The organism is Helicobacter canis (genome assembly GCF_900451095.1).
In the GTDB taxonomy this organism is placed as follows: Bacteria; Campylobacterota; Campylobacteria; order Campylobacterales; family Helicobacteraceae; genus Helicobacter_B; species Helicobacter_B zhangjianzhongii.
In genome coordinates this window covers 303150-329349 of record NZ_UGHV01000001.1, presented here as the reverse complement: position 1 = coordinate 329349, position 26200 = coordinate 303150, and the positions used below count along the sequence as shown (strand labels likewise).

At 45.5% G+C, this 26200-nt stretch carries 27 protein-coding genes; 18 read left to right on the top strand and 9 right to left on the bottom strand.

What is annotated here, in order from left to right:
- Positions 1–21 precede the first annotated feature (21 nt).
- Positions 22–555, top strand: a complete 534-nt coding sequence (locus DX060_RS01645; RefSeq protein ID WP_115010854.1) for a hypothetical protein — start codon at positions 22–24, stop codon at positions 553–555.
- Between the two features lie 96 nt (positions 556–651).
- On the opposite strand, the gene DX060_RS01640 is transcribed toward DX060_RS01645, so the two are convergent.
- A complete protein-coding gene (locus tag DX060_RS01640; protein WP_115010853.1) occupies positions 652–2196 on the bottom strand; it encodes a flagellin A in 1545 nt (514 codons plus the stop codon).
- 190 nt (positions 2197–2386) lie between these two features.
- On the opposite strand from DX060_RS01640, the gene DX060_RS01635 reads away from it, so the two are divergent.
- The gene (locus DX060_RS01635) at positions 2387–3937 is read left to right on the top strand and encodes a phospholipase D family protein (protein WP_115010852.1); all 1551 of its coding nucleotides are present in this window, start codon (positions 2387–2389) and stop codon (positions 3935–3937) included.
- A 168-nt stretch (positions 3938–4105) separates the two neighbouring features.
- On the opposite strand, the gene DX060_RS01630 is transcribed toward DX060_RS01635, so the two are convergent.
- Positions 4106–5080 (bottom strand): iron-sulfur cluster assembly scaffold protein, encoded by a 975-nt coding sequence (locus DX060_RS01630; protein ID WP_115010851.1) that lies wholly within the window; start codon positions 5078–5080, stop codon positions 4106–4108.
- A gap of 289 nt (positions 5081–5369) precedes the next feature.
- Positions 5370–6536, bottom strand: coding sequence for a NifS family cysteine desulfurase (locus tag DX060_RS01620; RefSeq protein WP_115010849.1), 1167 nt, complete (start codon positions 6534–6536; stop codon positions 5370–5372).
- Positions 6537–6825: 289 nt separating this feature from the next.
- Between DX060_RS01620 and DX060_RS01615 the strand changes: the two genes are divergently transcribed.
- The 11 genes from DX060_RS01615 to hypD all read left to right on the top strand — a co-directional run bounded on the left by DX060_RS01615 (position 6826) and on the right by hypD (position 17093).
- Positions 6826–7887 (top strand): radical SAM/SPASM domain-containing protein, encoded by a 1062-nt coding sequence (locus DX060_RS01615; RefSeq protein WP_115010848.1) that lies wholly within the window; start codon positions 6826–6828, stop codon positions 7885–7887.
- Between the two features lie 116 nt (positions 7888–8003).
- Positions 8004–10007, top strand: a complete 2004-nt coding sequence (gene metG, locus DX060_RS01610; protein WP_115010847.1) for a methionine--tRNA ligase — start codon at positions 8004–8006, stop codon at positions 10005–10007.
- On the top strand, positions 10007–11053 hold the full coding sequence (locus tag DX060_RS01605; RefSeq protein ID WP_115010846.1) for a UDP-N-acetylmuramoyl-tripeptide--D-alanyl-D-alanine ligase: 1047 nt from the start codon (positions 10007–10009) through the stop codon (positions 11051–11053). The genes metG and DX060_RS01605 overlap by 1 nt, the downstream gene beginning before the upstream one ends.
- Positions 11053–12147, top strand: a complete 1095-nt coding sequence (gene cmoB, locus DX060_RS01600; RefSeq protein WP_258552149.1) for a tRNA 5-methoxyuridine(34)/uridine 5-oxyacetic acid(34) synthase CmoB — start codon at positions 11053–11055, stop codon at positions 12145–12147. Before DX060_RS01605 ends, cmoB begins: the two co-directional genes overlap by 1 nt.
- Complete coding sequence (locus tag DX060_RS01595; protein WP_115010845.1) at positions 12147–12590, top strand: PaaI family thioesterase; 444 nt, start codon at positions 12147–12149, stop codon at positions 12588–12590. The genes cmoB and DX060_RS01595 overlap by 1 nt, the downstream gene beginning before the upstream one ends.
- Positions 12591–13718 carry a glycosyltransferase gene (locus tag DX060_RS01590; protein ID WP_115010844.1) on the top strand — a complete coding sequence of 376 codons (1128 nt, stop codon included), beginning with the start codon at positions 12591–12593 and terminating at the stop codon, positions 13716–13718. It begins immediately after the preceding gene.
- 1 nt (position 13719) lies between these two features.
- Positions 13720–14454 (top strand): hydrogenase nickel incorporation protein HypB, encoded by a 735-nt coding sequence (gene hypB, locus DX060_RS01585; protein WP_408938831.1) that lies wholly within the window; start codon positions 13720–13722, stop codon positions 14452–14454.
- A gap of 9 nt (positions 14455–14463) precedes the next feature.
- Positions 14464–14715 carry a HypC/HybG/HupF family hydrogenase formation chaperone gene (locus DX060_RS01580; protein ID WP_115010842.1) on the top strand — a complete coding sequence of 84 codons (252 nt, stop codon included), beginning with the start codon at positions 14464–14466 and terminating at the stop codon, positions 14713–14715.
- 40 nt (positions 14716–14755) lie between these two features.
- A complete protein-coding gene (locus DX060_RS01575; protein WP_258552148.1) occupies positions 14756–15298 on the top strand; it encodes a DUF2147 domain-containing protein in 543 nt (180 codons plus the stop codon).
- Positions 15299–15444: 146 nt separating this feature from the next.
- A complete protein-coding gene (locus tag DX060_RS01570) occupies positions 15445–15969 on the top strand; it encodes a hypothetical protein (protein ID WP_115010841.1) in 525 nt (174 codons plus the stop codon).
- Positions 15966–17093, top strand: coding sequence for a hydrogenase formation protein HypD (hypD, locus tag DX060_RS01565; RefSeq protein WP_115010840.1), 1128 nt, complete (start codon positions 15966–15968; stop codon positions 17091–17093). Before DX060_RS01570 ends, hypD begins: the two co-directional genes overlap by 4 nt.
- A 21-nt stretch (positions 17094–17114) precedes the next feature.
- Here the strand turns inward: hypD and gltS are convergent, their stop codons facing one another.
- On the bottom strand, positions 17115–18482 hold the full coding sequence (gene gltS / locus DX060_RS01560; protein ID WP_115010839.1) for a sodium/glutamate symporter: 1368 nt from the start codon (positions 18480–18482) through the stop codon (positions 17115–17117).
- 50 nt (positions 18483–18532) lie between these two features.
- Positions 18533–18967, bottom strand: a complete 435-nt coding sequence (fliW, locus tag DX060_RS01555; RefSeq protein ID WP_115010838.1) for a flagellar assembly protein FliW — start codon at positions 18965–18967, stop codon at positions 18533–18535.
- 146 nt (positions 18968–19113) lie between these two features.
- Here fliW and DX060_RS01550 point away from each other — a divergent pair, with 146 nt between their 5' ends.
- Positions 19114–19368, top strand: a complete 255-nt coding sequence (locus DX060_RS01550; protein WP_115010837.1) for a S4 domain-containing protein — start codon at positions 19114–19116, stop codon at positions 19366–19368.
- 171 nt (positions 19369–19539) lie between these two features.
- Here DX060_RS01550 and DX060_RS11775 read toward each other — a convergent pair whose 3' ends face one another.
- Complete coding sequence (locus tag DX060_RS11775; protein WP_258552147.1) at positions 19540–19665, bottom strand: hypothetical protein; 126 nt, start codon at positions 19663–19665, stop codon at positions 19540–19542.
- 83 nt (positions 19666–19748) lie between these two features.
- On the opposite strand from DX060_RS11775, the gene DX060_RS01545 reads away from it, so the two are divergent.
- The 3 genes from DX060_RS01545 to DX060_RS11100 all read left to right on the top strand — a co-directional run bounded on the left by DX060_RS01545 (position 19749) and on the right by DX060_RS11100 (position 21016).
- Positions 19749–20426: a glycosyltransferase family 10 domain-containing protein gene (locus DX060_RS01545; protein ID WP_181814128.1), complete on the top strand. Its 678-nt coding sequence runs from the start codon at positions 19749–19751 to the stop codon at positions 20424–20426.
- A gap of 47 nt (positions 20427–20473) precedes the next feature.
- Positions 20474–20800, top strand: coding sequence for a hypothetical protein (locus DX060_RS01540; RefSeq protein WP_115010835.1), 327 nt, complete (start codon positions 20474–20476; stop codon positions 20798–20800).
- A 69-nt stretch (positions 20801–20869) separates the two neighbouring features.
- Positions 20870–21016, top strand: a complete 147-nt coding sequence (locus tag DX060_RS11100; RefSeq protein ID WP_181814127.1) for a hypothetical protein — start codon at positions 20870–20872, stop codon at positions 21014–21016.
- A 58-nt stretch (positions 21017–21074) separates the two neighbouring features.
- On the opposite strand, the gene DX060_RS01535 is transcribed toward DX060_RS11100, so the two are convergent.
- Together DX060_RS01535 and DX060_RS01530 are read right to left on the bottom strand one after the other, a co-directional pair.
- Positions 21075–22850, bottom strand: a complete 1776-nt coding sequence (locus DX060_RS01535; protein ID WP_115010834.1) for a DUF262 domain-containing protein — start codon at positions 22848–22850, stop codon at positions 21075–21077.
- Between the two features lie 24 nt (positions 22851–22874).
- The gene (locus DX060_RS01530; RefSeq protein ID WP_115010833.1) at positions 22875–23822 is read right to left on the bottom strand and encodes a hypothetical protein; all 948 of its coding nucleotides are present in this window, start codon (positions 23820–23822) and stop codon (positions 22875–22877) included.
- Between the two features lie 135 nt (positions 23823–23957).
- On the opposite strand from DX060_RS01530, the gene DX060_RS01525 reads away from it, so the two are divergent.
- Entirely contained in the window at positions 23958–24167 is a 210-nt protein-coding gene (locus DX060_RS01525) for a hypothetical protein (RefSeq protein WP_115010832.1), read from the top strand.
- A 485-nt stretch (positions 24168–24652) separates the two neighbouring features.
- Here DX060_RS01525 and thrC read toward each other — a convergent pair whose 3' ends face one another.
- Positions 24653–26095: a threonine synthase gene (thrC, locus tag DX060_RS01520; RefSeq protein ID WP_115010831.1), complete on the bottom strand. Its 1443-nt coding sequence runs from the start codon at positions 26093–26095 to the stop codon at positions 24653–24655.
- Positions 26096–26200: the final 105 nt, after the last annotated feature.

The window sequence follows — 26200 nt, the reverse complement described above, 5'->3', positions numbered from 1 at the left end:
AATAGGCAATAAGGAGCAGATATGACAAAGCAATGCACACTTATCATACAAAGCCTAGAATCCACTTTTGACCAAAACGAGCAAGCAAAGCAAAAAGTGGATTCTAGGGCTAGCGCGTATTTTCAAGGGGCATATACAATGTGGATAAAAAGTGTGCGTGGATTTGATAGCACAAAACATTGCGCGAAGTGCTTTGTGGGGGAGTTTATACAGATAAAAACGACACATTATAGCAAGCCCTATGAGCTAGGTGTGGGCTATACTTTTACGCTAGATTCTGGTGTGCTAGATTCTAGCGTGAGTGTAGATGGCGAGGTGTTGCACTATTTTTGCATAGTAGCTAGCCCTTATGACTACAATGCCAATATTCACGCAGGATTTATATATGCGCAAGGACATACTATCGAGCGTGTTTTCAAGGGACAGAAAATCACCATAGAAAATGCCAAAGAGATTTACTTTGATGATAGTGTGGTAAGAGAGAAGTATGCGCATTTGCCTAGAGAATTTACCACTTGTAGGAACTTTTGGTTTGGGGCGTATTACTACGGCTAGAATCTATTTGGAGTTTAGAGAGAGATAGGCTAAAAGAAGTGAAAGACCCGCGCTTTAGCCTTAGGGCATAAGCCCCAAGTCCAAAGGCGTAGGCACTTAAGAAAGCAGTCGCAAGATATTTTGCTGTGCAGCGTTTGCTTGGCTCATCGCGTAGCTTCCGCTTTGTGCGAGGATGCTAAATTTGTTAAATTCAGCAGATTCGCTTGCAAAATCCACTTCACGGATTTGGCTTTCAGCTGCTTTAACATTCACTTGTGTGATGGTGATGTTATTGACAGTGGCTTGCATTTGTCCCTGCACAGAACCAAGATCCGCGCGGATTTTATCCAGCGTCCTTCCAGCAGACTCTGCAATGTCCATAACAATCATCGCACCACGAAGTGTCGTAACACCAGCACCTAGAATCTTGTTGTTTAAAGCTTCAGCGTTGTTTTCATTCCCACCAGCAGCAGAGCGCACGGCTTCGTTAAACACACCTAAAACATCGCGCAAGTTTGCAACCCACTCGGCAACATCTTGTCCATCACCATATCCTGTGGAGCTAATATTTGTCCCAGATACGATAATATCCCTAGAATCTAGGCGAGTCATCGCTAGGCGTCCGTAGTTGATAGAGCCACCTTGTGGCACACCATCTTTTGTCGTCCCTTCGATTTCTTGATCATTGATCTTCTCAATCGCTTTAGGAGTGTTGGCACCTTGATTGTTTGAAGTAACAACAATCCCACGACCATCGATACTGCGTAGGTTAAGTCGCCCTTCATTATCTGTGTAAGCCTCTACACCTGTCTCAGCAGTCGCACCATTGATCGCTTGCACAAGTCGCCCATCAGAGTCAGCTTGCTTGATACCGATAATATCACCAAGGGTAAAGCCGTTGATAACAAGCTGTCGCAAGTCGCCCGCTTTAATCTCTTCATTTGAAGTAGAATGCACGATCGCATTAGCGCGGATTCCGGTTTTGTCAGAGCTTTTGTTGATGATTTCAGCAAGATTTCCTAGCCCTGTGCCTGAAGAGTGAGAGATCTTCACAGATTCTAGCTGGACATCATTGACACCATCGACAGCCTTAAACTTCAAGCTAACTTCACCAGAAGAAGTGATCATAGCTCCTGTCTCTAGGCGCACTTGACCGATTTTATCCGAAGTGGTAGAGCCAATGCTCGCTTTGATAGATTGGTTAGAATACGCACCAACTTGGAACTCTTTGTTCGTCCATTGACCAGAGAGCAAAGCCTGTCCGTTGTAAGAAGTGGTATTACCAATGTAGTCAAGACCTTGGATCAAGCGGATAATGTCGTTTTGGATCGCTTTTCTTGAAACGGTTGTTTGCCCATCTTGCGCAGCTTGAGTAGCTTTGACTTTCACTGTGTCAAGAATTTTCAACATTTCATCCATCGCCTTATCCGCCACTTGGATAATCCCAATCCCATCGTTTGTGTTGGAGATCGCTTGTCCTAATGCACTTGCTTGAGAGCGCAAAGAGTCTGCGATAATCATACCAGAAGCATCATCTGCTGCCTTGTTGATACGAAGACCTGAGCTTAGTTTTTCAAGCGAGTTCTTGAGACCTAGCTGCGTGCCGACACTCTGCGCGTGTGCGTTAAGAGCGTTGATGTTGGTGTTAATTTGAAATGCCATGTGAAACTCCTTTTTGAAATTATGTCTTCAAGGCTTCCTTGCCTTTGACAGAGATATAATCGGTCAAAAATGCAAAAAGTTGTAATATTTTTTGTAAAATTCTTTGATTTGCTTACATTGCGTTTGCCAAACTGCATAGATCTGCATAAATGCATAAGCATACATCTAATTTACACAATATGGATAAGCAATGAATGATACTCATATCGCTCTAATCGTGTTTTCTTTGTTTTTTATTTTAGCAGGGTGTGCTTCGATCGTGCCTTCAACGCGCTATCTCAAAACACCGCTAGAATCCAGCGGCTTTGGCTCATTTGATCCGCTAGATTCTCCCATAGCTACACCTTATGCCAAGGAGCTTGCATCATCGCCTAGCTCTAGTGGGGCTATGCTTATTGCCGATGGCTCAAGCGCGTTTTTGCAGCGCGCAGCCCTTGTGCGTAAAGCTCGCTTTTCTCTAGAGATACAAACATATATCTACAAAAACGACATTGCTTCTCGTGTGCTAATGCATGAGATCTGGCTAGCGGCTAATCGCGGCGTGAAAGTCAAAATGCTTGTTGATGATAATGGGCTAGATTCTGACTACTCTGATATTATCGCGCTCAATAATCACCCTAATATCGAGGTCAAAATCTTTAACCCCTATCGTAATAGAATCAAGCTTTTGCGCTTACCGGAGATGATCTTGCATTTTAATCGTATCAATCGCCGTATGCATAATAAGCTTTTTATCGCGGATTCTGTGGGGCTTATCATCGGCGGGCGCAATATCGCGGATAATTACTTCAACAACAAAGAAGATGTGAATTTCTCCGATACAGACGCGCTTTTCATCGGCTCTATCGCTTCTCAAGCACGCGCGAGCTTCCAGCAGTATTGGGAATATCACCGCGCTATCCCTGTGGAGCTTCTGCCATCAAAGCGCAAGATGAAGAAGTTTATGAAGCATTATGAAGAGATTGTAGCGGGGCTTGAAGAGTCTTCTAGCGAGTGGGATCAATATGAGCAAACTATCGTGCAAATTCTCAAGCAGTATGAAAGCCGTGCTAATACAATCTACTGGGGCAATGCACGCCTAATCGCCGATCTACCAGAAAAAATCGATGCCAAAAACCCTACAAGCAAAGTCTATGAAGCTATGCAGCACATTATACGACGCACGACAGATTCTATGTATATCTCTTCAGCCTATCTTGTGCCGGGTAAAAGGGGCTTGGCAGAAATGCAAGAGTGTATTGATAAGGGGATTTCGATGTTTGTGCTGACAAACTCGCTCTCAAGCACGGATTCTCTGCCTGTATATGCAGGCTGGGAGCGGTATAGAGATAAGCTTGTGAAAATGGGTGCGGAAGTATATGAGTATCGTAAAAGTGCTGGCAAAATCCAAGTCAAAGGCAAGCTAACTTCTGGGGCGAGCTTGCATAGTAAAACGCTTGTGTTTGATAAGAAAATCGCGTGGATTGGGAGCTTCAACCTAGACCCTAGATCAAGTATCATCAATACTGAAGTAGTAGCGATCTTTGACAATGAAGAGTTTGCTAAAGAGAGCATTAAGCTTATCCATCTTGATATGCAAGGTGCGTGGCATATCGAGCTTGATGGCAAAAAGACCAAGTGGTGCGCGTATAATAGCCCTGAAGGTGAGAGCGATATATGTGTAACGCACTTGCCAGATACGACATTGTGGCTAAGGACTTTGAACTTTTTTATGCGCATTTTCCCCGAGAGCCAGATCTAGATCTAGCCTTGACTAGATTCTAGCTTGCAACTCATCACAATTTGTTTGCAAACTACTCATCAAATTGCCAAAATTTGCCAGCGCGACCTAGCCAAAGGACACTTACGCCCCGCTTCATCTTTGATTTGGCGCATAGAATCTATGCTTTGATAAGCCTAGATCGTGCGACTATATCGGCAAAACGCGGATATTTGGGTGCAAGTTTTCTTGCAAAATGGATTCTATGGCATAGAGTGTGCCAGTAGAGCCACTCGCACAGCCGCTACACGCCCCAAGATAGCGGATATACACATCGATAAAGCCATCGCTTGTATCTTTAATATCCAAAATCTCCATATCACCGCCATCCATCATAAGCATTGGGCGGATATGCTCATCAATGACCTTATCAATCGCACGCACCTTTTGGGCGATAGTCATCTCTGCAAATGCGATTTCACTACCTTTATCGGCGACTTTTTTCACAGACTCTCTATCCATTTCAGCCCTTACTTCTGCAAGTATATCTTCTAAATAATACTCTCTCTCCTCGTGCCCACCGGGTTTAATGCAGCTTTTGCAAAATGCCCCTGCTTTTGTGTAGTTGGTAATATCTTCTACACTTTTTAGGTCATTGAGTTTGATCACTTCTTTAATGGTGGATAGGCTAACGCGTGCGCATTCACACACGATGATTTCACTCTCAAAGTCCGCCGCGTCTTTTCCTAGATAGAGTCCGGCTGCTTTTTTGATCACATCATACGCCATAACAGAGCAGTGCATTTTCTGCCCGGGGACTGCGGGGGTATCTGGGTCATCACGCAAGGCGTGCTCTACATCAAGGTTGGTGATTTTTACCGCATCTTGCACCTTTTTGCCAAGGCAGAGTTCTACCATCATATCACTACTTGCGATCGCCGTCCCACAGCCAAAGCTCTTAAATTTTGCGTCAATAATTGTGTCATTAGAATCCACAAGCCAATACAGCCGCACCGCATCGCCGCACGATTCTGCGCCATAGTCTGCTACGATGAGTTTTGCTCCCTTTTCATCAGCGTCTTTTTGTGTCAAAACGCCTAAATGTGTGGGATTATCCATTCTCTCGCTTACTTTGTTGGAATATGCATCCCATAACGCACCACCGATTAAGTCATTCTTTGCCATTTTCTTTTCCTTTAGTTGTTATAAAAATTGTCGCTTAGATTCTAGTATCTAGCGCATTAAAACACTCTGCGGCAGTATCTTTGAGAAAATCGGGCTCTCAAGTGAAAGGCAGAATAAGCCATTCAACACAAACCTAGATTCCAGCAATTCTAAGATTGTGGTGCTAGTTTGGTGGTTGTCGAAAAAATCGCGATTGAGCTTACTTAAGCGTAAGTGATTGAGCGATTTTTGAAGACTCCGCCGAAATAGTGCCGCAAGCTGAATTGCCAAGCCAAAGATACAAACACAATCAATTTTCATAGCTGCTAGAAATCGCCCTAAGCCTCTCCACCGCTTTCTTAAACACTTCAAAAGTGTAGTCAATCTCGGCTTGCGTGTTGTAGCGGCTTAGAGAGATTCTAATTGCCGTGTGGGCTAGCTCTTTATCCGCGCCTACTGCCACCATAATGGGATTTGCCTCTAGATCCTCGCTCGCACAGGCACTGCCTGTAGAAGCAGCAATGCCAGCTTTGTTTAAATCCCACAGCATAGCCTCTCCCTCAATGCCTTTCACGCTCACTAGGATCGTGTTTGGCACGCGGTGGGTAATATCACCGATGACTTGCACATCATCTAGCCCAAGCAGTTTGGATTCTAGTGTATCGCGCAAGTTTTTCACATAGCTATTTTCATAGTCTAAATACTCCACCGCAAGCCGCATAGCCTCTCCCATACCCACGATATAAGGCACATTGAGCGTGCCAGATCGCCGCCCGCGCATATGCTCTCCGCCGTGCAGAAGCGGGGTAAGCTCCACACCTTTTCTAATGTAAAGCCCGCCCACGCCCTTTGGTCCGTGGAATTTATGCGCGCTAAAGCTTAGAAAATCCACATTCGCGCTTTGCACGCATACAGGGATTTTGCCAATCGCCTGCACTGCATCGGTGTGGAAAAGCACGCCCTTCTCCCTGCAAATCTCGCCGATTTCTTCTATAGGGAAAATCGCGCCGGTTTCGTTGTTTGCCCACATTACGCTTACAAGCGCACTCTCTTCGGTGATAGCTTCTTTCACATCTTTGGCATAAATCGCGCCGTGCTTATTGACTTTAAGCCGCGTGATTTTCACCCCCAAGCTCTCCAAGAAGTCGCAAGTAGCCCCCACGGCTGGGTGCTCGACTTCTGTGGTGATAATGTGGTTTTTGCCCTTTTTTAGCACTTCATCAAAATACACGCCTTTAAGCACCCAATTATTGCTCTCTGTGGCGCAGCTTGTGATGATGATGTCATCTTCATCACGCGCGTTAATGCCCGCATAGAGCTTCTCAAGGGCATCGGCGATTGCCGGGTGTGTCTCTGTGCCGTATTTATGCAGGCTATTTGGATTCCCATAATGCTCGCAGAAAAACGGCTCCATTGCTTCTTTGACTTTAGGATCGACCATTGTGGTCGCGTTGTTATCAAGGTAGATTCTCATCATTACTCCAAATCCGCTTCTACAAGCGATAAATTATATGTAGCTAATGGTTATTGATTGATAAGTATTGATTAAATGTTTTGCTTTAGTTGTTTGTGAAAACGGGCGCGATTGTAGCACGGATTTTCTAATGTTTCTATGAAAATATCGCTGGCAAAATAAGACTCCTTTGCAAAATATACATTTAGCATCCACTACGGCTTAAGCTCTTTACAAAAAAAAAAAAAACTACAATCGCAAACGCGCCCATCACCTAAACCACCTAGCGCGATACTATTGACAAAGGAAATCTATGAGCCTGCACGCTTTTAAGCAAACTATTAAGCCCTATGTCCCTTTTAGAGCGCGGCACTACTATCGCACCAAGCTTGCTAAAAGCACTAAAGATACTGCCAAGCTAGATTCTAGGGCTAGCGATGCTCTAAATACGCTTAATCGCTATATCGCACTCACCACGCCCACTACCGATAGAGCGCGCAAAAAGCAGCTTTTATCCCAGAATCTAAAGTTGATAGAAATCGAAATCTCTAGCTTTTGCAATCGCACCTGCTGGTTTTGCCCAAACTCCATCATCGATAGAAAAAGCCACATAGAGCTACCTGAAGAGCTATTTCTCAAATGTATCGATAATCTCGCAGAAATCGATTATAGCGGTATGCTAAATTTCCATAGATTCAATGAGACTCTAGCAAACAAAGAGCTTATCCTAAAACGCCTGCACCAAGCTAGATCTAGACTCCCTAGGGCAACTCTAGGGATTTTTAGCAATGGGGATTATCTCACAAGAGGGTATTTAGACGCGCTAGCAGATGCTGGGGCTAGCTTTTTGCTAATGAGCTATTATGCGACAAAAGATGAGCCATTTGATGTCAAGACATATATCAAGCCTGCTATGGCGAGAATGGGCAAAAAGCTAGGGCTACCATATATCACTTATATCGACACACCGCAAGAATATGGCGTAAGCTTCGTGTATGAAAAATGCAAGGTCTTCTATCGCAGCTGGAATCCAGCCTTAAGCGGCGGTGATAGAGGCGGCGTGATTGAAAAAATCAAGCAAAGAAGCCAGAGCGTGCGCCAAAAGGGCTGCTACTATCCACTTATGGATATGTATATAGACTATAATGGCTTGGCTATGCCCTGCTGCAACTTGCGCAGTGATGTTAAGGCGCATAAAGACTATATCCTAGGTGATATTGCTAGGCAAGATTTGTTTGATTTGTTTATGAATGACAATTTTATCGCTATGCGTAAAGTCCTTACGCCTAATGGAGAGAAAGGGGGTGTTTGCGCGAGCTGTCATTATGAGAAGCCTATGCGATCATTTATCGATCCTAGCTCTTCTATCTTGTAGCCTTATTTATCCTTGAGAGTTGCTTGTAGCTTTAGATTCTAGGCTTGGTGCTGCCAAATATTTTAAGCTTTAAAGCTTATAATACACGGCAGCATTTTTTGATGGGAAGGATTGTTATGAAGCAGCTTATCACCACGCCAATTTACTATGTCAATGATGTCCCACACATAGGACACGCCTATACGACTATCATCGCCGATATGTTGAAAAAGCATAAATGGCTTAGAGGCGATGAAGTGTTTTTGCTCACAGGCACCGATGAGCACGGACAGAAAATCGAGCAAGCCGCCAAAGCAAAGGGCAAGCCCCCCAAGGCTTATACTGATGAGGTTAGCGCGGTGTTCCGCAGTTTGTGGGATATGATGGGGATTGATTATGACCACTTTATCCGCACCACAGATGAGTCGCATAAGCAAACGATTGTGCAGGTCTTTGAGCGATTGTGTGCAAATGGCGATGTGTATTTGGGAGAGTATGAAGGGGATTATTGCGTGAGCTGTGAGAGCTTTTTTCTCAATGTGGATTCTGGGATCTGCCCTGATTGTGCGGGGAGTAAGCCACTAAGCAAGATTAAAGAGGAGAGCTACTTCTTTGCCCTAAGCAAGTATGAAAAACGACTTTTAGAGTGGTATGCTAGCAGTGAAGATGTGATCTTGCCAAAATATCGCAAAAATGAAGTAGTGCGCTTTGTCGAAAGCGGCTTGCAAGATCTCTCCATATCGCGCACAAGCTTTGAGTGGGGGGTCGCCCTGCCTAAGCACAAGGGGGCGCAAAAGCAGCATATCGCGTATGTGTGGCTTGATGCGCTGTTTAACTATATGAGTGCGTTTGGGCTGTATCAAAATCCAGAATCCTTACAAGTGGATTCTAGTAGCCCTGCCCATTTGGGGGAGAAAATGGCGTATTGGGAGTGTGCTACACATATCGTGGGCAAAGACATTTTACGCTTCCACGCGGTGTATTGGCCCGCATTTTTGATGAGCCTAGGACTACCCCTGCCTAAGCATATTTATGCGCACGGCTGGTGGATGCGCGATGGGCAGAAGATGAGCAAGTCGCTTGGCAATGTGGTCGATCCTAGGGCTTTTACTAAGGCGTATGGCGCAGAAGTGCTGCGCTACTATCTGCTTAGAGAAACGCCCTTTGGGCAAGATGGCGACTTTAGCCAAAAGCTCTTATGTGAGCGGATAAATAGCGAGCTAGCAAATGATCTAGGCAATTTGCTGCATAGGTTTTTAGCTATGTGTGCGAAATACGCCCCACAAAGAGGAATCAATAGCTTTACGCTAGATAATCAAGGAGTGGCGGAGTTTGTTGTAGAGCATTATGGCGATGAGGTCAAAACTCAGTGCAAGATCTTAGATGAGATAAACAGCGGGCTAATAGAATCTATGCAGATAAAAGCCTATATAGAAGCCATTTGGAAGCTCCTGCATCTTGGCAATGCAATGATCGCTAAATACGAGCCGTGGAATCTCTTTAAAAACGGCAAATCCGTAGAGCTCAATGCGATTTTAAACTTTGTGGGATATACCTTGCTAAAGGTCGCCAACGCGCTATACCCCATAATGCCACAGACTGCTAGCACTATCGCTATGGCATTTGGGCAAGGAATCACGCCAGCTTCTTATATCTACCATATCAAGCAAAATAAAATGTTTCATCTCCCACTTGAAGTGCGTGTGATACCGCCACTTTTCCAAAAGCTAGATTCTATGCTAATCCCAGAAGCCCCCCTAGAATCCACTTTTGAAAAAGTGGATTCTAGCGACTGCGGCAAAGAAGCAGGGCTAGCCCTTGTGAGTATAGAGGATTTTAGCAAGCTTGATATACGCGTAGGTGAAGTGCTAGAAGCAGAGCCTGTGCCTAAATCTAGCAAGCTTTTACGCCTAAAGATTGATCTAGGTGAGAGTGAGCCACGAGTGGTGCTAAGTGGTATCGCGCAGTATTACACGCCAGAGCAGCTCATTAACACGCAAGTATGCGTGATAGCCAATCTCAAGCCTGCCAAAATTATGGGGCAGTTTAGCTATGGAATGATACTTGCTAGCAAAGATGATGAGTCCTTATCGCTTGTGCGCATAGATGGGAAAAGAAAAAATGGGAGCAGGATAAGCTAGTGCAAGACATCGCAAAAAAAGTGCAAGAAATCACAGAAATCATCAATGGCACACTCATCAACTCTCCAGCGATCGGGGGGTTTAGTGGGTATTGCACCACGCTTGAGAATATCAAGCGTGGGAGCTTGTTTTTTGCCCTAGAGGCTAGTGATATTGAGATAGCATTACAAAAGGGCGCGTTTGGGATCGTGTTTGATAAGTTTTTGCAAACACGGCTCAATGATGAAGAAATCGCGTGGATCAAGGTAGAATCCATACACGATGCCATTATCCGTCTCGTGCGCTTTGAGCTACTTGCAAAGGCGATCCGCGTAGTCGCTGCAAATCCCACACAATACCTAGTCGCCAAATCCCTAATCCACAGCAAATCGGTGCTGTTTTTTGATGACAATCCTATCGATCTGCTTGATAAGCTAGAAGAGCTATCGCCTACAATCATCATCGCAAAATCCCGCCAAGTGCTTGATCTAGCCCTAGAGCCTATTGCTTGTGATACACCTGTGGAGCTGCCTTTTGAGCTTATCACGCCTATGTCGATGTTTGAGATCAAGTTCTACTATAAGCTGTATTCTTACAGGGTCGCTCTACCGTGTGTGTTTGTCCCAGAGCTTGCTGCGGTTGTGTCTCTTTGCATACGAGAGAAGATTGAGCTTGATTTTGTGCATTTTGATCCTATGCCAGAGCTTTTGCCTATATCGCTGACAAATGATGCCAAGATTCTATCCTTTGGCGCGAGTTCAAGGGTGATTATCCCCACTAATGACCAAGACATATTCACGCGCTATGGCGAGTTCCTCTCCCAAGAAGCCAAATGGGCGAGAGTCGTGGTATTTGCCCCTACGATCCTTGAGTATGAGCGAGAGCTAGAAGAGCTATGCGACAAGTATAAGAGCTTGTTTGTTGTCCGCTATGATTCTTCTAATGACCTGCCTATGCTGCTAAAAACTACGGAATACAACTTTGGGCTAATCTTTGGCATAAGCACGCAAGGGCTAGTGTTTGTGCTATCACAGACCCCGCAAGAATCCACCCCTACACTTTTCTAATGGCAAATCCCCTAGAATCCAAACATATAGCCCCGCTCTACCGCGCTATCACGCTGCTTGATAGGCTTGTGGAAAAGGGCTGTGCGAGCTTTGGCTATAACAATGGCGTGCAGATTTATAGCGAGAGCTTTGCTATGCCACTAGTGGATTCTAGGGCAGATGAGCTTATCGCGCTGCTAGGGGGCGCAGATGAGCTAGAGTGGGCAAAATCTCTTGTGCTAGATAAAAGCCAAGCCCCAAGGCAGGGCAAAGAGAGCTGCGTGCTTGATGTGCTAGCACTCCTAGCGTGGAGGCTTAAGGGCTGGCGCAAAGGTCCCTTCACCCTTGCTAGCCCCAGCTGCTCACTCCATATTGATAGCGAGTGGCAGAGCTATATGAAGTGGGATTTGCTCGCACCTTTTGTGCAGATAGGTGGGGCGAAGGTGGCAGATGTGGGGTGTAATAATGGGTTTTATATGTTTGCGATGTATGCTGGGCGCAAAGCTGAATCGCCACAAATGCCACAATCACTGCAAAAAATCGTGGGCTTTGACCCTAGCGGTTTGTTTTACTGCCAATTTGCGTGGCTTAATCACTTGCTTGATTTACCCATAGGCTACGAGCTTTTGGGCGTGCAGGATCTGCCTGCGTATGTGCAGAGAGTGGGGGAGAAGTTTGATGTGATCTTTTGCCTAGGCGTGCTATACCACCGCAGCGATGTGTTTGCCACGCTAAAATCCATAGCCCAGAGCCTAGAGACAGGCGGCGTAGCATTTATCGACACGCTTATCTTTGATATAAACGATGTGGCTAGCACGCTAGATTCTAGCATTGCTGGGCTGCCGCTAGCCCTTAGCGTGCGTGGGAGTTATGCTAAAATGAGTAATGTCTATCTGCTCCCAAATCTAAGCGCGTTAGAGGGCTGGTGCGAGCGGTGTGGATTTGAGTCTGTGGAGATGCTAGCGATTGTGCCTACCACCACGCGAGAGCAGCGCAAAACGCGCTGGATAGACTCTCTAAGCTTAGAGAATTTCCTAGACCCAAATGATAGCAGCAAAACCATAGAAGGCTACCCAGCCCCCAAAAGAGCCTATATCAAAGTAAGGAGAAAATAATGGACGAAGAAGAGTTGCAAGAGCGGCAGATTGTAGGAGATAGAGTTATAGGCACGGCGATCAATCCGCACTTTTGCGGGCAGGTGGGGGAGATGGGCAAGGATAAGGCGCAAGTTACACTCACTACGCGTGAAGATATGGAGGTAGAGCCGGGGATCACACATACAGGCTTTGTGCAAGCAGCAGCGGGCTTTGCCGCACTCTGTGCTATCAATAAGAAAAATTCCATTATCATCGGCTCTGATGTGAAATTCCTAGCTCCTGTGGAGACAAATCAAGTCATCGAGCTAAAGGCAAAAACCCTGCTTGGCGATGTGCGTAAATGTGAAGTGAAAGTCGAAGGCTTTGTGCTCAATATTAAAATCTTTGATGGGCTATTTTATATCGTCATTTTTGACAAAAAGCTTTTTAAACTTAAGCTGAAAGATGACAAGGAGCTGTGATTGATTATCGTGCTTGTGGTCGATAGCTTTGCTGATAAGAGTAATGGCACTTCAATGACAGCAGCGCGCTTTGCTAGTGCGCTTGAGAAGCGTGGGCATAGCGTGCGTGTGGTCGCTCCCTTTGTGCAAGGAAGTGGATTTTACCCTGTCAAGGAGCGGTATATCCCGCTTGTTACAGAGATTGCAAAGGCGCAGCACATGGTCTTTGGCAAGCCAGATGTAAAGGTGCTAGAGCAAGCATTTTTAGGTGCGGATATTGTGCATTTGTTTTTGCCATTTAGGCTAGAGCAAGTCGCTGTGCAAGTGGCAAAGAAAATGGGCGTGCCTTATATGGCAGCTTTCCACCTCCAGCCAGAGCATATCACCTATAATATCGGCTTGCAGAAGTTTGCCCTGCTTAATCGCTTCATCTTTTGGCTTTTTAAACGCCGCTTTTATCGACATATCGCCCATATCCACTGCCCCTCCCAGCTTATCAAAGATGAGCTTGAGCGCGCAGGCTATGGTGGGAAAAAGTATGTCATCTCTAATGGCTTTGATCCAAAGTTTAAGCCAGCAGATCCTAGCAGCACGCCTTTAGATAAGCTTATCCATATCACAATGGTGGGGCGTTACTCTAAAGAAAAGCGACAAGATCTCATCATCAAAGCCATCGCGCAAAATCCCTATAAAGACAAGATCAAGCTACATTTGCTTGGTGTAGGTCCGCTAGAATCCACTTTAAAAAAGCAGGCAAAAGTCCTGCCAAATGCGGTGGATTTTAGGTTTTTGCCCCTTGAAGAGCTTATCAAAGTGCTACACCAAAGCACGCTCTATATCCACGCCGCAGAAGTAGAGGGAGAGGCAATTGCCGCACTAGAGGCGATAAGCTGTGGGATCGTGCCGATCATCGCGGACTCTAAAGTCTCGGCGACTAGGCAGTTCGCGCTAGATCATCGCTCACTTTTTAGAGCTGGAGATGCAAGTGATTTGAGCGAGAAAATCACCTATTGGATAGAGCGGACACAAGAGCGAGATCAGGCGAGCAAGCTCTATGCCAAATCCGCGCAAAACTACACCCTAGAATCCACTATTGCTAAGGCTATTGCGATGTATGAAGAAGTCATTAGCGATTTTCAAAGGAGCTAAAATGCCAAAAAAACAAATGCCAAACAACCCAACCCTTTCACCAAAATCCCTACAAATTGTAGAAAAAATCCTAAGCAAAAACGACCAAAAAGCCAAGCAAATGCGCGAAATCTATGCGCGAGATAATCTCTATGTGATCAATCTTATGAGCTCTCCAGGTAGCGGGAAGACGACTTTGCTAGAGCAGTTTGCAGATATTAAATCCGTGGGGGAAGATCGCTTTAGCTTTGCGGTAATCGAGGGGGATTTGCAGACCAATCGCGATGCCACTAGGCTAGAAAGCAAGGGCATAGCTGCCCACCAGATTCTAACAGGGGCTGCCTGCCATTTAGAAGCGAGTATGATAGAGACTGCCTATAATGCCCTAAAATCACGCGATGCGCTTAGTGTGGAGTATTTGTTTATCGAAAATGTGGGGAATTTGGTCTGCCCTGCTAGCTATGATTTAGGCGCGGATCTTAATATCGTGCTACTCTCAAGCACAGAGGGCGATGATAAGGTGCTGAAGTATCCTAGTATGTTTTTATGCGCGGATGCGGTGGTGATTTCTAAAAGTGATGTGTGTGAGGTATTTGGCTTTACAATCGCCAAAGTGCAAGAAGATCTAGCAAAGCTAAAGCCCAATGTCCCGCTGTTTTGCACAAGCTCTAAGGATAGAGCGAGCATAGAAAATCTCGCGCGATTTATTGTAGATTGCAAAAAAGCTGGCTATCATTCTAGCCATTGCTTTAGCTAAGGAGTGTGTATGTGCCTAGCGATCCCTTCCAAAGTGCTAGCGATAAATAGCGAGACAAATACCGCCACGATAGAGACCCTAGGCGTAAGCCGAGAAGCAAGCCTAGATCTTATGCAAGAAGAGGTGCAAGTGGGCGAATATGTGCTGCTGCATATCGGCTATGTGATGAGCAAGATCGACACACAAGCCGCGCTAGAATCCATAGAGCTGTATAAGCAAATCGTGCAAGAGATGGAGATGGAGCAAGAAGAGCTAGATTGAGCATTGCGGGCGGATATAATACGATATAAAACAAGGAGAGATGATGCGAGTTTATGCGATGTTGCAAAAAATTGTGCTAGTGCTTGCTATGGTGCAAGTAAGTGTATATGCTAATGAAGCGGATTCTACATTAAGCGGCTATTATATGACACATATAGGTGATAGTGGGCGACAGAGTATCGTGGAGTTTTTTAGCAAAAATGGCAAGTTTTATGCCTATGGATTTGCCAATGTCGATGGCAGCGGACCGAAAAAAGACAGCAAAAACCCAGACCCAAAGCTACGAGAGCGATACGACAAAGGCGCGGTATTTGTCTATGGGCTAAAGAGCGATGGCAAGGGCGGCTTTAGCGGTGGGGAGGTGTATAACTATGATGATGGCAAAACCTATCACCTAAAAATCACCAAAGATTCTTCTGGCAAGCTAACTTTGCGCGCAAGTATCGATAAGCTAGGAATGATGGGGCAGACGCTTACTTGGACGCCGCTCACACAAGCGCAAATCGCACAATATGAGTCTCAAAAGCCAGACCCAAAAGTTGTAGAAGACTCCTACCAAGCGTTGCCACAAGCATTTAAATAAGGCTGTAAAAAAGTGGATTCTAGGTTGAGGGATTCGGTCTTGGGCGAGCATTCCGCAGATTTAGCACATTTTCTTTAGAAAATGTGCTAAAAACTCCAAAAGCCCCACCGCAATGCCTAGAATCCTTGAAGAAGAAACGAGTCAAAATGGAAAATCAAGCCCAAATCCTAGAATCCACTTTTGAAAAAGTGGATTCTAGTGATACTCCCATTTTTGCCACCGCAAAAAATATGGATTGCCACGCCACTGCTACGCAGCGGCTCGCAATGACGGCAAGCAACACTGCTAGTGAAAAAGTGGATTCTAGCCATAACGCCCCTTTTTCTGTCATTGCGAGCCGCGATAGCGGCGTGGCAATCTACAAGGAAAACACGCAAATCCTAGAATCCACTTTTGATAAAAACGCACAAAAATCGCAAAGCGTAGCTTCTTTAGAAAAAGTGGATTCTAAGGAAACCGCCCAAAATGTAGATAAATCGCCAAACGAAAAAGCCGAAATTGTGCCTGATAAAATCTCGCAGGTGGCAGGATTTTTGATGAAAAAGCGGGGTTGTGCAGCCTTTTGCGCGGAGATAAGACTGAGTGTCTATCGCACAAGCAAAAGGCAAGCCCCCCGCTTTTTCGCAAAAAGCCAACACCAAAACCAAACAAAACACAAACACCCAAAATGAAAAACACGCTAAACACCAAGCTCCTACTAGAAGGCTTCCGTGATAATAATGCAATCCTAGCCCTTAAACGCGAACTACACGAAATCGCCAAAGATCTGCAAGAGCCGCTTTATATGATGGAAGTGTGCGGTGGGCATACACATACGCTTATGCGCTATGGGCTAAGTCATCTGCTACCAGAGTCTATCCAATGTATCCACGGACCGGGCTGCCCTGTGTGCATAATGCCAAAAAGCCGCATAAACCAAGCCTACACCATTGCTATGCAAAAAGATGTGATTTTACTAACGCTAGGGGATATGATGCGCGTGCCGGGCTCTTTGGGGAGCTTGCAAGATGCTAGGGCTTTAGGAGCTGATGTGCGCTTTGTGTATTCGCCTATGCAGGCTCTAGAGATCGCCAAGGCTAATCCACAAAAGCGCGTGGTGTATTTTGCTATCGGCTTTGAGACAACTACGCCGATGACTGCAGCTGTGCTAAAGCGAGCGATAGAATCCGGGCTAAAAAATCTCTTTATCCATAGCAATCATGTCCTAGTCCCACCGCCTTTATATGCGATTTTAGGTAGTAAGGATTGCAAGATCAACGCCCTAATCGCGCCTTCACATGTAAGCGTGATCGCAGGCTCTAAGATTTATGAGCCGCTTTTTGAGCGGTTTGCTATGCCTATTGTGGTAAGCGGCTTTGAGCCTGTGGATATGATGGAGAGTATTGTGATGATCGCGCGCCAAGCGGTGCGCAATGCCCCTAAGCTTGAAGTGCAATATCGCCGAGTGGTAACGCGTGAGGGCAATACAAAAGCCCAAGAGCTTATGCGCACATATTTTGAGATAAGAGAGAGCTTTGAGTGGAGAGGGCTAGGGCACATAGCAGGATCTGCCTTGCGATTGCGCGATGAGTTTAGCGCATTTTGCGCGGAGAGAGAGTTTGCTAGCGTGCTAGATCACACGCCCATAGCCGATAATAAAGCTTGCCGATGTGGCGATATTTTGCGCGGTGTGGCAAAGCCACTTGATTGCAAAGTATTTGGCAAGTCCTGCACCCCAGAGCACCCTCTAGGGAGCTGTATGGTAAGCAGCGAGGGGGCTTGCGCGGCGTATTATAAATACGGGCAAGTATTATAGAATCTACTTAGGATAAAGCCTCTAGCATACACTTACAATCGCGTGCGCTAGGCTTGATAGTGCTTGCACACTAGAATCTAGCGTGGGGCTTAGGGTGTGAGTGGATTCTAGTGCGGATTCTAGGCTAGTTTGCGGATCGGGCTGCGGAAATATGCGCAGGAGCAAAAAGCTTTGAATCACAAGTAGGTTGATAATATCGATGAAAAATGCCCCCACAAGCGGGACTATCATAAATGCCGCGTGGCTTGTGCCATAGTGATTGGTAACAGCCTGCATATTGACCACAGCCGTAGGCATAGCCCCAAGCCCAAACCCACAATGCCCAGCGGCAAATACGCTTGCATCATAATCCTTGCCTAAGAATCTAAAGGTGATGAAAATCGCATACGCTATCATCATCAATGTCTGCACCACCAAAATCACGATAAGCGGCAAAGCAATATCTGCTAGCTGCCAGATTTTGATGATGAGAAATGATAGAGCAAGAAACAACGCCAAGCTGACATTCCCTAGCACAGATACTTCTCTATCAAATACATGGTGGATTTTGAGCGCGGCTAGGGTGTTGCGCAAGATGATCCCGCAAAACAAGCACCACACAAATGTAGGGATATTGATCCCTAATTGATCACGCAAGGTGGGTGTGCTGATCTGGGTGATAAAATTCCCCACGAGTAAGCAAGTAGCAATTAGGGCTAGAGATTCTAGAAATGAAGCAGTGGTGATGAGCCGCTCTTTTTGCGGGGCTTCAAAATTGCTCGCTAGAGTGCTTTGCTCATTAGTGTCTATGCTATGGCTAGAATGCGGGGTTTGTAGCTTGTGTCTGCGTATAAGAAAGCGTGCGACAGGACCGCCGATAAGCCCGCCCATCACAAGCCCAAAAGTCGCGGCTGCAAGCGCAGCTTCTCTGGCATTACTAAGCTCATAGGGAGACTTGGCAAACATATCTGCCCAAGCCGATCCGGTCCCGTGTCCTCCGCTCATCGTGATAGAGCCACCAAGAAGCCCTACTAGCGGATCTACGCCCATAGCAAGTGCCAGCCCCACACCCACGATATTTTGCAAAAAGAGCAGTCCTGTTACAATCACCAAAAACAACACCAAAAGCCGCCCACCCTTTTTGAGCGAAGAGAAGTCCGCACTTAGCCCAATACTTGAGAAAAACGCCAGCATTAGTGGATCTTTTAGAGACTCATCAAAGGCAATATGCACAGAAAAATACTTATAGCCGATAAAAATCGCGATACAGACAAACACCCCGCCCACAACAGGCTCAGGCAGATCAAAATCTCGCAGGAATTTAATGCGTGCTAGCAAAAATCTCCCAAGCAGCAGCACCGCCACCATAGCCACAAGCGTGGAATAAAAATCCAAAGAATACTCTCTCATCATAATCTCCGTATTATCGCATAAAGCGCAAGCCTTAGAATCAAGGCTATTTATTTTGTGTTTTGATTGTCTGTGGGGGTGTTCGCCGCTAGCTCTTCGCCCTCTTTATACCACTTAGAGATAGGTTCGGCTATGCTGTATGTAGGGTATTTGAAACTATCTAGGACGATTTGTGCCATTGTTTGATTGTCAAAGTTAAATACTAGTGGGGCTAGGAAGTTGATCGTGGATTGCTGGATAGGGTTTTGCATCACCATAATATTGGCGACAAAGATGTTTTTGGCATTTTCTAGATCTAGCAGTAGTTTCATCGCCACAGGCACTTCGAAGTCATACTCGCGCAAGATGAAAGGATTGATAAGCACAAATACCGGTGCTGGCGCATCGACATTACTCAAACGCATAAAAATCTCATCGATTTTTTCAAGCTTCATTTTCACAACATCTTCAAAGCCTAAAATGGGCGACTTGACTTCAAAAACCATCACGAACCTTTAAATTTGCAAACTTAAGTATAGCTGCCGATTCTATCTAATTTTTTGTGAAAATCAAATATACTTGAGGCGCAATCTTTGGATTTTGCTACAATCTCGTGCAAAATATCTAGCCACATTTATGAAACGGAGAATCTGTGCGGATCGATAGTTTTCTCAATGCGACAAATATTGTCAAAAAGCGTTCAATCGCGCAAGATATGTGCGCAAACAATGTCATAGAGCTCAATGGTGTGCGTGCCAAAAGTAGCAAGGAAGTGCGCGTGGGCGATGTGATCACTCTGCATTTTCTCACCTATACAAAATCCTACAAAATCCTAGCGATCCCCACCACACGCACCACGCCAAAGTCGCTATCTGCAAGCTTTGTGCAAGAAATAATCCACCCCTAGAATCCACTTTTGAAAAACGCAAATGGATTGCCACGCAACCGCTACCGCGCTTGCTCACAATGACAGAGTCGCGCAATCTTAGAATCCCAAAGCGGCGATGAAACAAGCTTAAACCCCCTAGAATCCACTTTAATCACTCTTATCTTTTATCGCCCATCTCGCACCCACCTATCACCCGCCTATCACCCATCTTGCGCCAGATCCGCGCTTATGGTGTGGCGTGATCCCAACGATGATGGGGGCTTGTCTTATGGGGGCTTGGTGGCTTGCGGCTTGCTTTGGTTTGTAACATAGCATTAGGCATCGCCAAGGTTATGGCTTACAAAGCCATAAGTAAGCATTTGCTATACTGCGCTTTTCTACAAAGATATGGAGTGATTATGCAAGATCTAAGCCCTACACAATCCCTTAGAATCCACTTTTGCGACTTTGGCGATATGCAAGGTATCGCCCAAAAGATTTGTGCCATACTACAAGAGCATTTTACAATCATACTTGATAGTAAAGCCCCGCAATATCTCTTCTACTCTGTTTTTGGTAGCGAGCATATCAAATATGATTGTGTGCGCATTTTTTACACCGGCGAGAATATCACGCCTAATTTCAATATCTGCGACTATGCCATAGGCTTTGATCATTTACACTTCTTAGATCGCTATTTGCGCTATCCGCTCTACCTTTTCTATGAGCAAGACACACAAAGAGCAAGCAACAAGCACAAGGGCGTTGATGAGACACTTCTAGCAAGCAAGAAGCGATTTTGCAATTTTGTAGTGAGCAATGGCAATGCCGATCCTTATAGAGAGCAAGTCTTCTACGCGCTTAATGCGTATAAAAAAGTGGATTCTGGGGGGAGGTATCTAAACAACATCGGGCAGCGCGTGCAAGATAAATTTGCCTTCCAAAAGCAGTGTAGATTCTCCCTTTGCTTTGAGAATTCTTCTACTCCGGGCTACTTGACAGAGAAGCTTATCCAAGCAGCAGCAGCGCAGACTATCCCAATCTATTGGGGCGATCCCTTAGCGACTAAGGCATTATCTACGGGGGGGGGGGGGTAAATGCAAAGGCGTTTATCAACGCCCATAGCTTCCCTACCCTAGAATCCTTGATCGCGCATATCAAAGACATAGACACAAGCCCTAGCAAGCAGCTTGCGATACTGCAAGAGCCGCTGTTTTTGGACTCTAATCATATCGAGCTTTTTGAACGCCAGCTTGAGCAGTTTCTGCTCTCTATTGTAAGCCAGCCTTATGAGAAGAGCTTCAGGAGGGGGATGGCTTGCCTAAGGCTCTTTGAAGAGAGGCGTTATAGACGATATGTGGCATTTATAGGGGTGTTTAAAAGGCTGAAATCTTGCCTGCGCTTTAGGAGTGTGGAGATATTTTGCAAGGACAAACTAGCGCGCATAAAGCAAGCCCTTTTCAAAGCCTAGCTTATAAACACGCGCATTTCTAGCTACAAGGACTTATCTCTAAATCTATCTATAAAGTAGAATCCACTTTTGCTGTCATTGCAAGAGTGCATTGGCAGCGGCGTGGTAGCTACTGCCTTTGCCATAGAATCCACTTTTGCCCTATCTTTGGCGCGTGGATTCTACCGCTTGGCACGCATTTGTGTGGAGGGGCTTGTGGATTCTAGCTTGGTATGATCAGTGCCTGCTTGGTAGCTGTCTTATCGCGCGCTGCATATTCTAAAATAGCTAGAATCTAGCCTATAAAGTCTTTGAAAAATTCTTTGAGAAAATCTCGCGCTTCTTCATTGCGCTTTTTTATCACTTCTTTGTCAAACTTATCCACTTGGCTGCCAAATCCTTTAGTATAGGGGATATGAGATCTTCCATACGCAGCTTGCTTTTGCTCTGGGGATTTATCGCCTGCTTCACTATTTAGACTCTTTTCTAGGGTGAGTAGATTCCCATACGAGTGCTTAAGCCCATCAAATTCCCCCCTATCGCTAAAGCCATAGCCCCTCCACTCTCCCTTATCACCCCAGCTTTGCGGGCATATATGCTCGATACCTAGTGCATTGCCTAGGTCAAAATTCCCTTGAGAAGTTGTAACAAGCCCTAGCAAATCCCCTATCGTCAAATTGGGGCAAGTGTGCTTGAGAAACACATAGTGGTAGCCAGCTTTGCTATCGGTGTTAAACGCGCTTTGCACAAACCCTTCAATATGACTTGGCAAGTTTTTGCCTGTTTTTATACAGATTTTTTGTATCTCTTTTAGCAATTCTTGCTTAGTTATACTTCTAGCTCCATTATCTCGTATCAATCCGCCATCGCGTATCACCGCATTGATGTCATAGACTGATTCAGTGCGGAAAAGCTTGGATAGCACGAAGTCTGCCCTAGTGATAAGCTCTACTAGCTCCTCTGTATTGGCGATTGCAGGCTGCATATAGAGGCGCACAAGCGTGGGGTAAAGGCGCGGGTGTAGATTCTCCAAATAAAGGCACTCAAAAAGCACCTCGTTTGTATCGATTTGGTCTAAAATCTCTACAAATGTCTTAAAAAAGTCGCGCAAATCCATCACATAATGATCGATAAACTCCCCTAAAGCCTGCGGATCTTTTTTGCAGTGTGCTAGATAATCTTTAATGATTTTATAAGTCATCTCTGTGGTAACTCTAGGACCCATCGCCGAGCCTTTGAGAGACAAAGTGGGGTAGCTGCCTAAGTGGTGGCGCAGCATTTCAGCTTCTTTGAAATTTGTCCCCCCTACTACCGAGCTATGCTTATGGCTCTCTATACGCGCAGAATACTCAAAAATCTCGCCAAAGAGATCATTGATCTTATCATCAAGCCTTGCATCACAATAGCGATTGGAGTAGTAGATTAGCAGGGATTTAAGCTTGTCAAATGTCTTTAGCGGCACACCGCGATCATTGACACTTTGAAATGTGCGGATAGCCTGCCCAGCGTTACTCTCTCTAAACACAATTAGCTGCATCGCTAGCAAAGTATCGATATAGAGATTGACCTCTTCACTTGGCAGATTTACACGACTTAAAATCGCATTAAACACTTCACAGAGATTTTGCTGCCCTTTTGTGTGGGCTTGGTCTTGTAGCTCTTTTGGGATATGCGAGCTACCAGCATAGCCTAAAAGCTTGGTGAAAAAGTCTTGGTTTTTCTCAATGACTTGGAGTCTAGAGGTTTGCTTCCCATCATCTGCTTCTACATAGTCTCTTTTTCTGCTGCCTCTTGCCAAAAGCGCGTAAAGCAGCATAAATATCGTAGTCATTCGCTGCTGCCCATCGATTAGATCGTAAGCATTATACGATCCGTGCGGGGCGATGACAATCGTGCCCAAGAAATGCCCGCTTTCATCGCTTTGTCCTTTGCCTCTAACAATCTCTACATTTTCTTGCAAATCTTCCCAGAGATCGTTAAGCTGCTCGATCCCCCACGCATAGTCGCGCTGATAGTTTGGGATATAAAACACCCCCATTTGTAATGCTTCTCTTAGATTTCCGTTTTTCATTGTTGCTCCTTTGATTAAGATTGCCTAGCAGTATTTCAAGTTTTTCACTTTGCTAGTGGGATAGATAAGATTTTGGAATATCTCTTGCACAATCCTATCGCCATTGATCATGTCAAACTCCCTTTCATACAGCACCCACTCAAACTTCCTAGCCCCTATCTCTATCGTAGCCACTGCAACTGGGACTTTGATACGATAACGCTGCGTGGCACTACCATTACGAGAGATATTTGCGTAGGAGCGGCGCTCATATGTTGCCTTTGTCCTATCATATATGAAGTCAAGCTTCTCTATTTGCATATCGCCGCGTAGAAGAGCTGTGCGGATCATTCTGTATTCTTCAAACTTTTTTGGGTCAAATCGCGGATCATTGGCTGTATCAATACACTCTCTTTTAATCAGGTAGTTATATATCAGCTCAATATTAGTAATGATCCACCCTGAGTCATAGCAGCTATCACACTCTGCTGCTGGATCATCAAACGCCCATTTGCGATCTCGTTTTTTTAGTTTTCCGCACGCCTTGCACATATCATCAAACTCCGTGTGGATACATTCATCACATGGCTTGACTCCTTTTTCTATACATTTTCTGCATAGTCTTTTTAGATAGAATCTATACTCTTCTGCATTTTCGATAATATCTTGCTGTGCTTGTTTAGTTTGTGTGAAATCCCAATTTCCCATGTGATCTTGCATTACCTTGGCAAATCTTTTTTGCATAGCCGGATCATCGGCAAAATAATGTGGAATAGCATGTCGCTTCTCTTTCCACTCTTCTCTTGTGATATATCGCCCTTCCGCCAATGGCATTTTGTCGTATTCATTCCAACTTACACCGCTCATATCGCTTAGCTCCATCTCAAACTCATACTCCACACTCTCCCAGCCTATAATCTTAAGCCCTAAAAATGACTTTTGTATCTCACTACTAAGCTCAGTGATAAATTTTTCCACCTGATCTTGTGTCATTACGCGCCTTTGTGATTGCTAGCGCGCTAATAATACGACATAATTTCTTAAATTTATAATAAAAACGACTTATTATCATAGTTAGCTTTAAAGAGAGTTTGCCTTTAAATGCCAAAAATTTAAAGGCAAAGCATTATGAAATACACCCAAAGAGACAAAGCCAGAATCCTGCGTATCACCACCCGCACACTCCAGCGGTGGAAGACCACTAAGCCGGAGCTTTATGCGATCATTGAAGCAGGCTTTAAAATGCGTGAGAATCTAGCCAGCCAAGAGCTCTACCACCAAGAGATCCTAGAGCTTATCAAATCTGTCGATCCCAACTCCACCCACTCTATCAAATAGCCCTAAACCCTAGAATCCACTTTTTGTAAAACGATTCAGCTTTGGGCGAGCAATGCGGCAGTGTTGCATGGCGATCCATAAAAACATAAAAAGTGGATTCTAGTAATGATTATTCTGCTACCGCAGAATTTATGGATTGCCACGATTTTGCTAGCGCAAAACAAGCGAAGCGCAGTTTCTTTAGAAAATCTCGCAATGACGGAAAATAAGCGTTGCTACTAGAATCCACTTTTGAAGGTTTTTGACTTCACAAAAAGCTTGTCTTGCTTCACAAAGTCCATTTTACTTTCGCACGATTCTAAGAATTGCGGTGGGGCTGTGGTTGCTTTGCGTGATTTTCTAAAGAAACTTCGCTCTGCTCGTTTTGGGGTAGGAGTTACCTAAGCGGTAATGACTGCCCTAAAATCACGCAACACTGCCGCATTGCCTACCCAAAGCTGAATCGTTTTACAAAAAGTGGATTCTAGGGTGATGGCTTAAGGAGATCACAGCCACTGCAAAATCGCACCTTCCACCTGCTCTTTTTCTAGCACTTGTGTGTGAAGCTTCGGCTTGCTAAAAAGCTCTGTGATCCCAGAGCCAATGCTCGCCCCAGCATCTAGCATTATCTGTATCGCCTGCTTATCATCGACTCTCTTACCAAAGATCGCTTCCACCACACTTGGGGCAAATTTACTCCACTCAGCCGTAGCGCAGACAAGCGTCTTTTGACTAGGGTTTATGGCACAATGCGCCCCGTATGCTAGGGCAGTGTGCGGATCTAGGATATAGCCTTTGTCAAAAGCTGTGCGGATCATCTCTCTAGCTTTTGTATCATCGCCCCACCACGCACAAAAATGCTCTTGCAGCTTGTCTAGCTCATCGCCGCTTAGGGCATAGCGCGAAGTGGATTCTAGGGACTCTTGCAGCTCTTTGGTGCGCGTATCGCCATAGAGGTAGAAAAGCACGCGCTCGACATTGGAGCTTTTTAGTATATCCATAGCAGGTGAAATGCTCTTAGATAAGGACCTACCTGCGATGTCATACACGCCGCTTGTTATAAGCTCTGTAAGGATATTGTTTTGATTACTAGCGATGATGATCTGCCCTAGCGGCAGCCCCATACACTTAGCCAAAAACGCCCCCAAAGCATTGCCGAAGTTCCCACTAGGCACGCTCACTGCTAGCTTCTCCCCCCACTTCATCGCCCCTTGTCGCACAAGCGTGAGATAGCCCCATATATAGTAGATGATTTGGAAAGCGATTCGCCCAAAATTCACAGAGTTTGCCGCGGAGAGTTTGTAGCCCTTTTGCGCGATTTTATCGGTGAAGTCTTGGCTGTTTAGTAGGGATTTTAGCAGGCTTTGCGCGGTGTCAAAGTCGCCTACAATGCCTAAGGTTTTGAGATTGGGCGCGGAGGCTGTTTGCATTTGCAAGCCTTGCACTTGGCTTGTGCCGCCATCTGGATAGAGACAGATCACTTTGACATTGGGCTTAGAGGCAAGGGCGGCAAGCGTGGCAGGTCCTGTGTCGCCGCTGGTGGCAGTTAGGATTAGATAGCGTTGATTATGCGCGGCTGCTAGAGAGCTAAACAGAGAGCCAAAGGGGCATAGAGCCATATCCTTAAACGCCCGAGTAGGTCCGTGGTAAAGCTCTAGGAAATAGGCATTTTCACGCTGGGTGATGGGGGCTGGGTTATTAGGATCATCAAAGCTTGCATAGCAGTGCAAGGCAGCATCTAGCACGCTAGAATCTATCTCTATCTTTAAGTGCGTGAAAATCGCCTTGCATAGATCATTGTAGCTAGAATCTAGCAGCGCGCGAAAGTCGATTGTAGGCAGTGTGGCTAGGGTATAAAGCCCTTTAGAGTCAGCAGCGGGGGATAGGATCGCTTGGGTGAAATTGGCGGGTGTGGAGGTGGCGTTGCGAGTGGAGGTGAAGGGGTTCATTTTTATAGTCCTTTTTGAGCAATCTAGCGATTCAGTCTTGGGCGAGCGATTTCGTAGATTTTGGGGATTTGGAGGCAACCGCAGACCTCTAGTCTAGCTCTGCCC

Bases quoted from the DNA above. Each gene is read 5' to 3' on its own strand.
- DX060_RS01645 (WP_115010854.1), top strand. From the start codon at position 22: ATGACAAAGCAATGCACACTTATCATACAAAGCCTAGAATCCACTTTT.
- DX060_RS01570 (WP_115010841.1), top strand. From the start codon at position 15,445: ATGGAAAATCAAGCCCAAATCCTAGAATCCACTTTTGAAAAAGTGGAT.
- gltS (WP_115010839.1), bottom strand. From the start codon at position 18,482: ATGAGAGAGTATTCTTTGGATTTTTATTCCACGCTTGTGGCTATGGTG.
- DX060_RS01635 (WP_115010852.1), top strand. From the start codon at position 2,387: ATGAATGATACTCATATCGCTCTAATCGTGTTTTCTTTGTTTTTTATT.
- DX060_RS01545 (WP_181814128.1), top strand. From the start codon at position 19,749: ATGCAAGATCTAAGCCCTACACAATCCCTTAGAATCCACTTTTGCGAC.
- fliW (WP_115010838.1), bottom strand. From the start codon at position 18,967: ATGGTTTTTGAAGTCAAGTCGCCCATTTTAGGCTTTGAAGATGTTGTG.
- DX060_RS01640 (WP_115010853.1), bottom strand. From the start codon at position 2,196: ATGGCATTTCAAATTAACACCAACATCAACGCTCTTAACGCACACGCG.
- DX060_RS11775 (WP_258552147.1), bottom strand. From the start codon at position 19,665: ATGCTATGTTACAAACCAAAGCAAGCCGCAAGCCACCAAGCCCCCATA.
- cmoB (WP_258552149.1), top strand. From the start codon at position 11,053: ATGGCAAATCCCCTAGAATCCAAACATATAGCCCCGCTCTACCGCGCT.
- DX060_RS01620 (WP_115010849.1), bottom strand. From the start codon at position 6,536: ATGATGAGAATCTACCTTGATAACAACGCGACCACAATGGTCGATCCT.
- DX060_RS01525 (WP_115010832.1), top strand. From the start codon at position 23,958: ATGAAATACACCCAAAGAGACAAAGCCAGAATCCTGCGTATCACCACC.
- DX060_RS01535 (WP_115010834.1), bottom strand. From the start codon at position 22,850: ATGAAAAACGGAAATCTAAGAGAAGCATTACAAATGGGGGTGTTTTAT.
- DX060_RS01595 (WP_115010845.1), top strand. From the start codon at position 12,147: ATGGACGAAGAAGAGTTGCAAGAGCGGCAGATTGTAGGAGATAGAGTT.
- DX060_RS01630 (WP_115010851.1), bottom strand. From the start codon at position 5,080: ATGGCAAAGAATGACTTAATCGGTGGTGCGTTATGGGATGCATATTCC.
- DX060_RS01615 (WP_115010848.1), top strand. From the start codon at position 6,826: ATGAGCCTGCACGCTTTTAAGCAAACTATTAAGCCCTATGTCCCTTTT.
- thrC (WP_115010831.1), bottom strand. From the start codon at position 26,095: ATGAACCCCTTCACCTCCACTCGCAACGCCACCTCCACACCCGCCAAT.
- metG (WP_115010847.1), top strand. From the start codon at position 8,004: ATGAAGCAGCTTATCACCACGCCAATTTACTATGTCAATGATGTCCCA.
- DX060_RS01575 (WP_258552148.1), top strand. From the start codon at position 14,756: ATGATGCGAGTTTATGCGATGTTGCAAAAAATTGTGCTAGTGCTTGCT.
- hypD (WP_115010840.1), top strand. From the start codon at position 15,966: ATGAAAAACACGCTAAACACCAAGCTCCTACTAGAAGGCTTCCGTGAT.
- hypB (WP_408938831.1), top strand. From the start codon at position 13,720: ATGCCAAAAAAACAAATGCCAAACAACCCAACCCTTTCACCAAAATCC.
- DX060_RS01580 (WP_115010842.1), top strand. From the start codon at position 14,464: ATGTGCCTAGCGATCCCTTCCAAAGTGCTAGCGATAAATAGCGAGACA.
- DX060_RS01530 (WP_115010833.1), bottom strand. From the start codon at position 23,822: ATGACACAAGATCAGGTGGAAAAATTTATCACTGAGCTTAGTAGTGAG.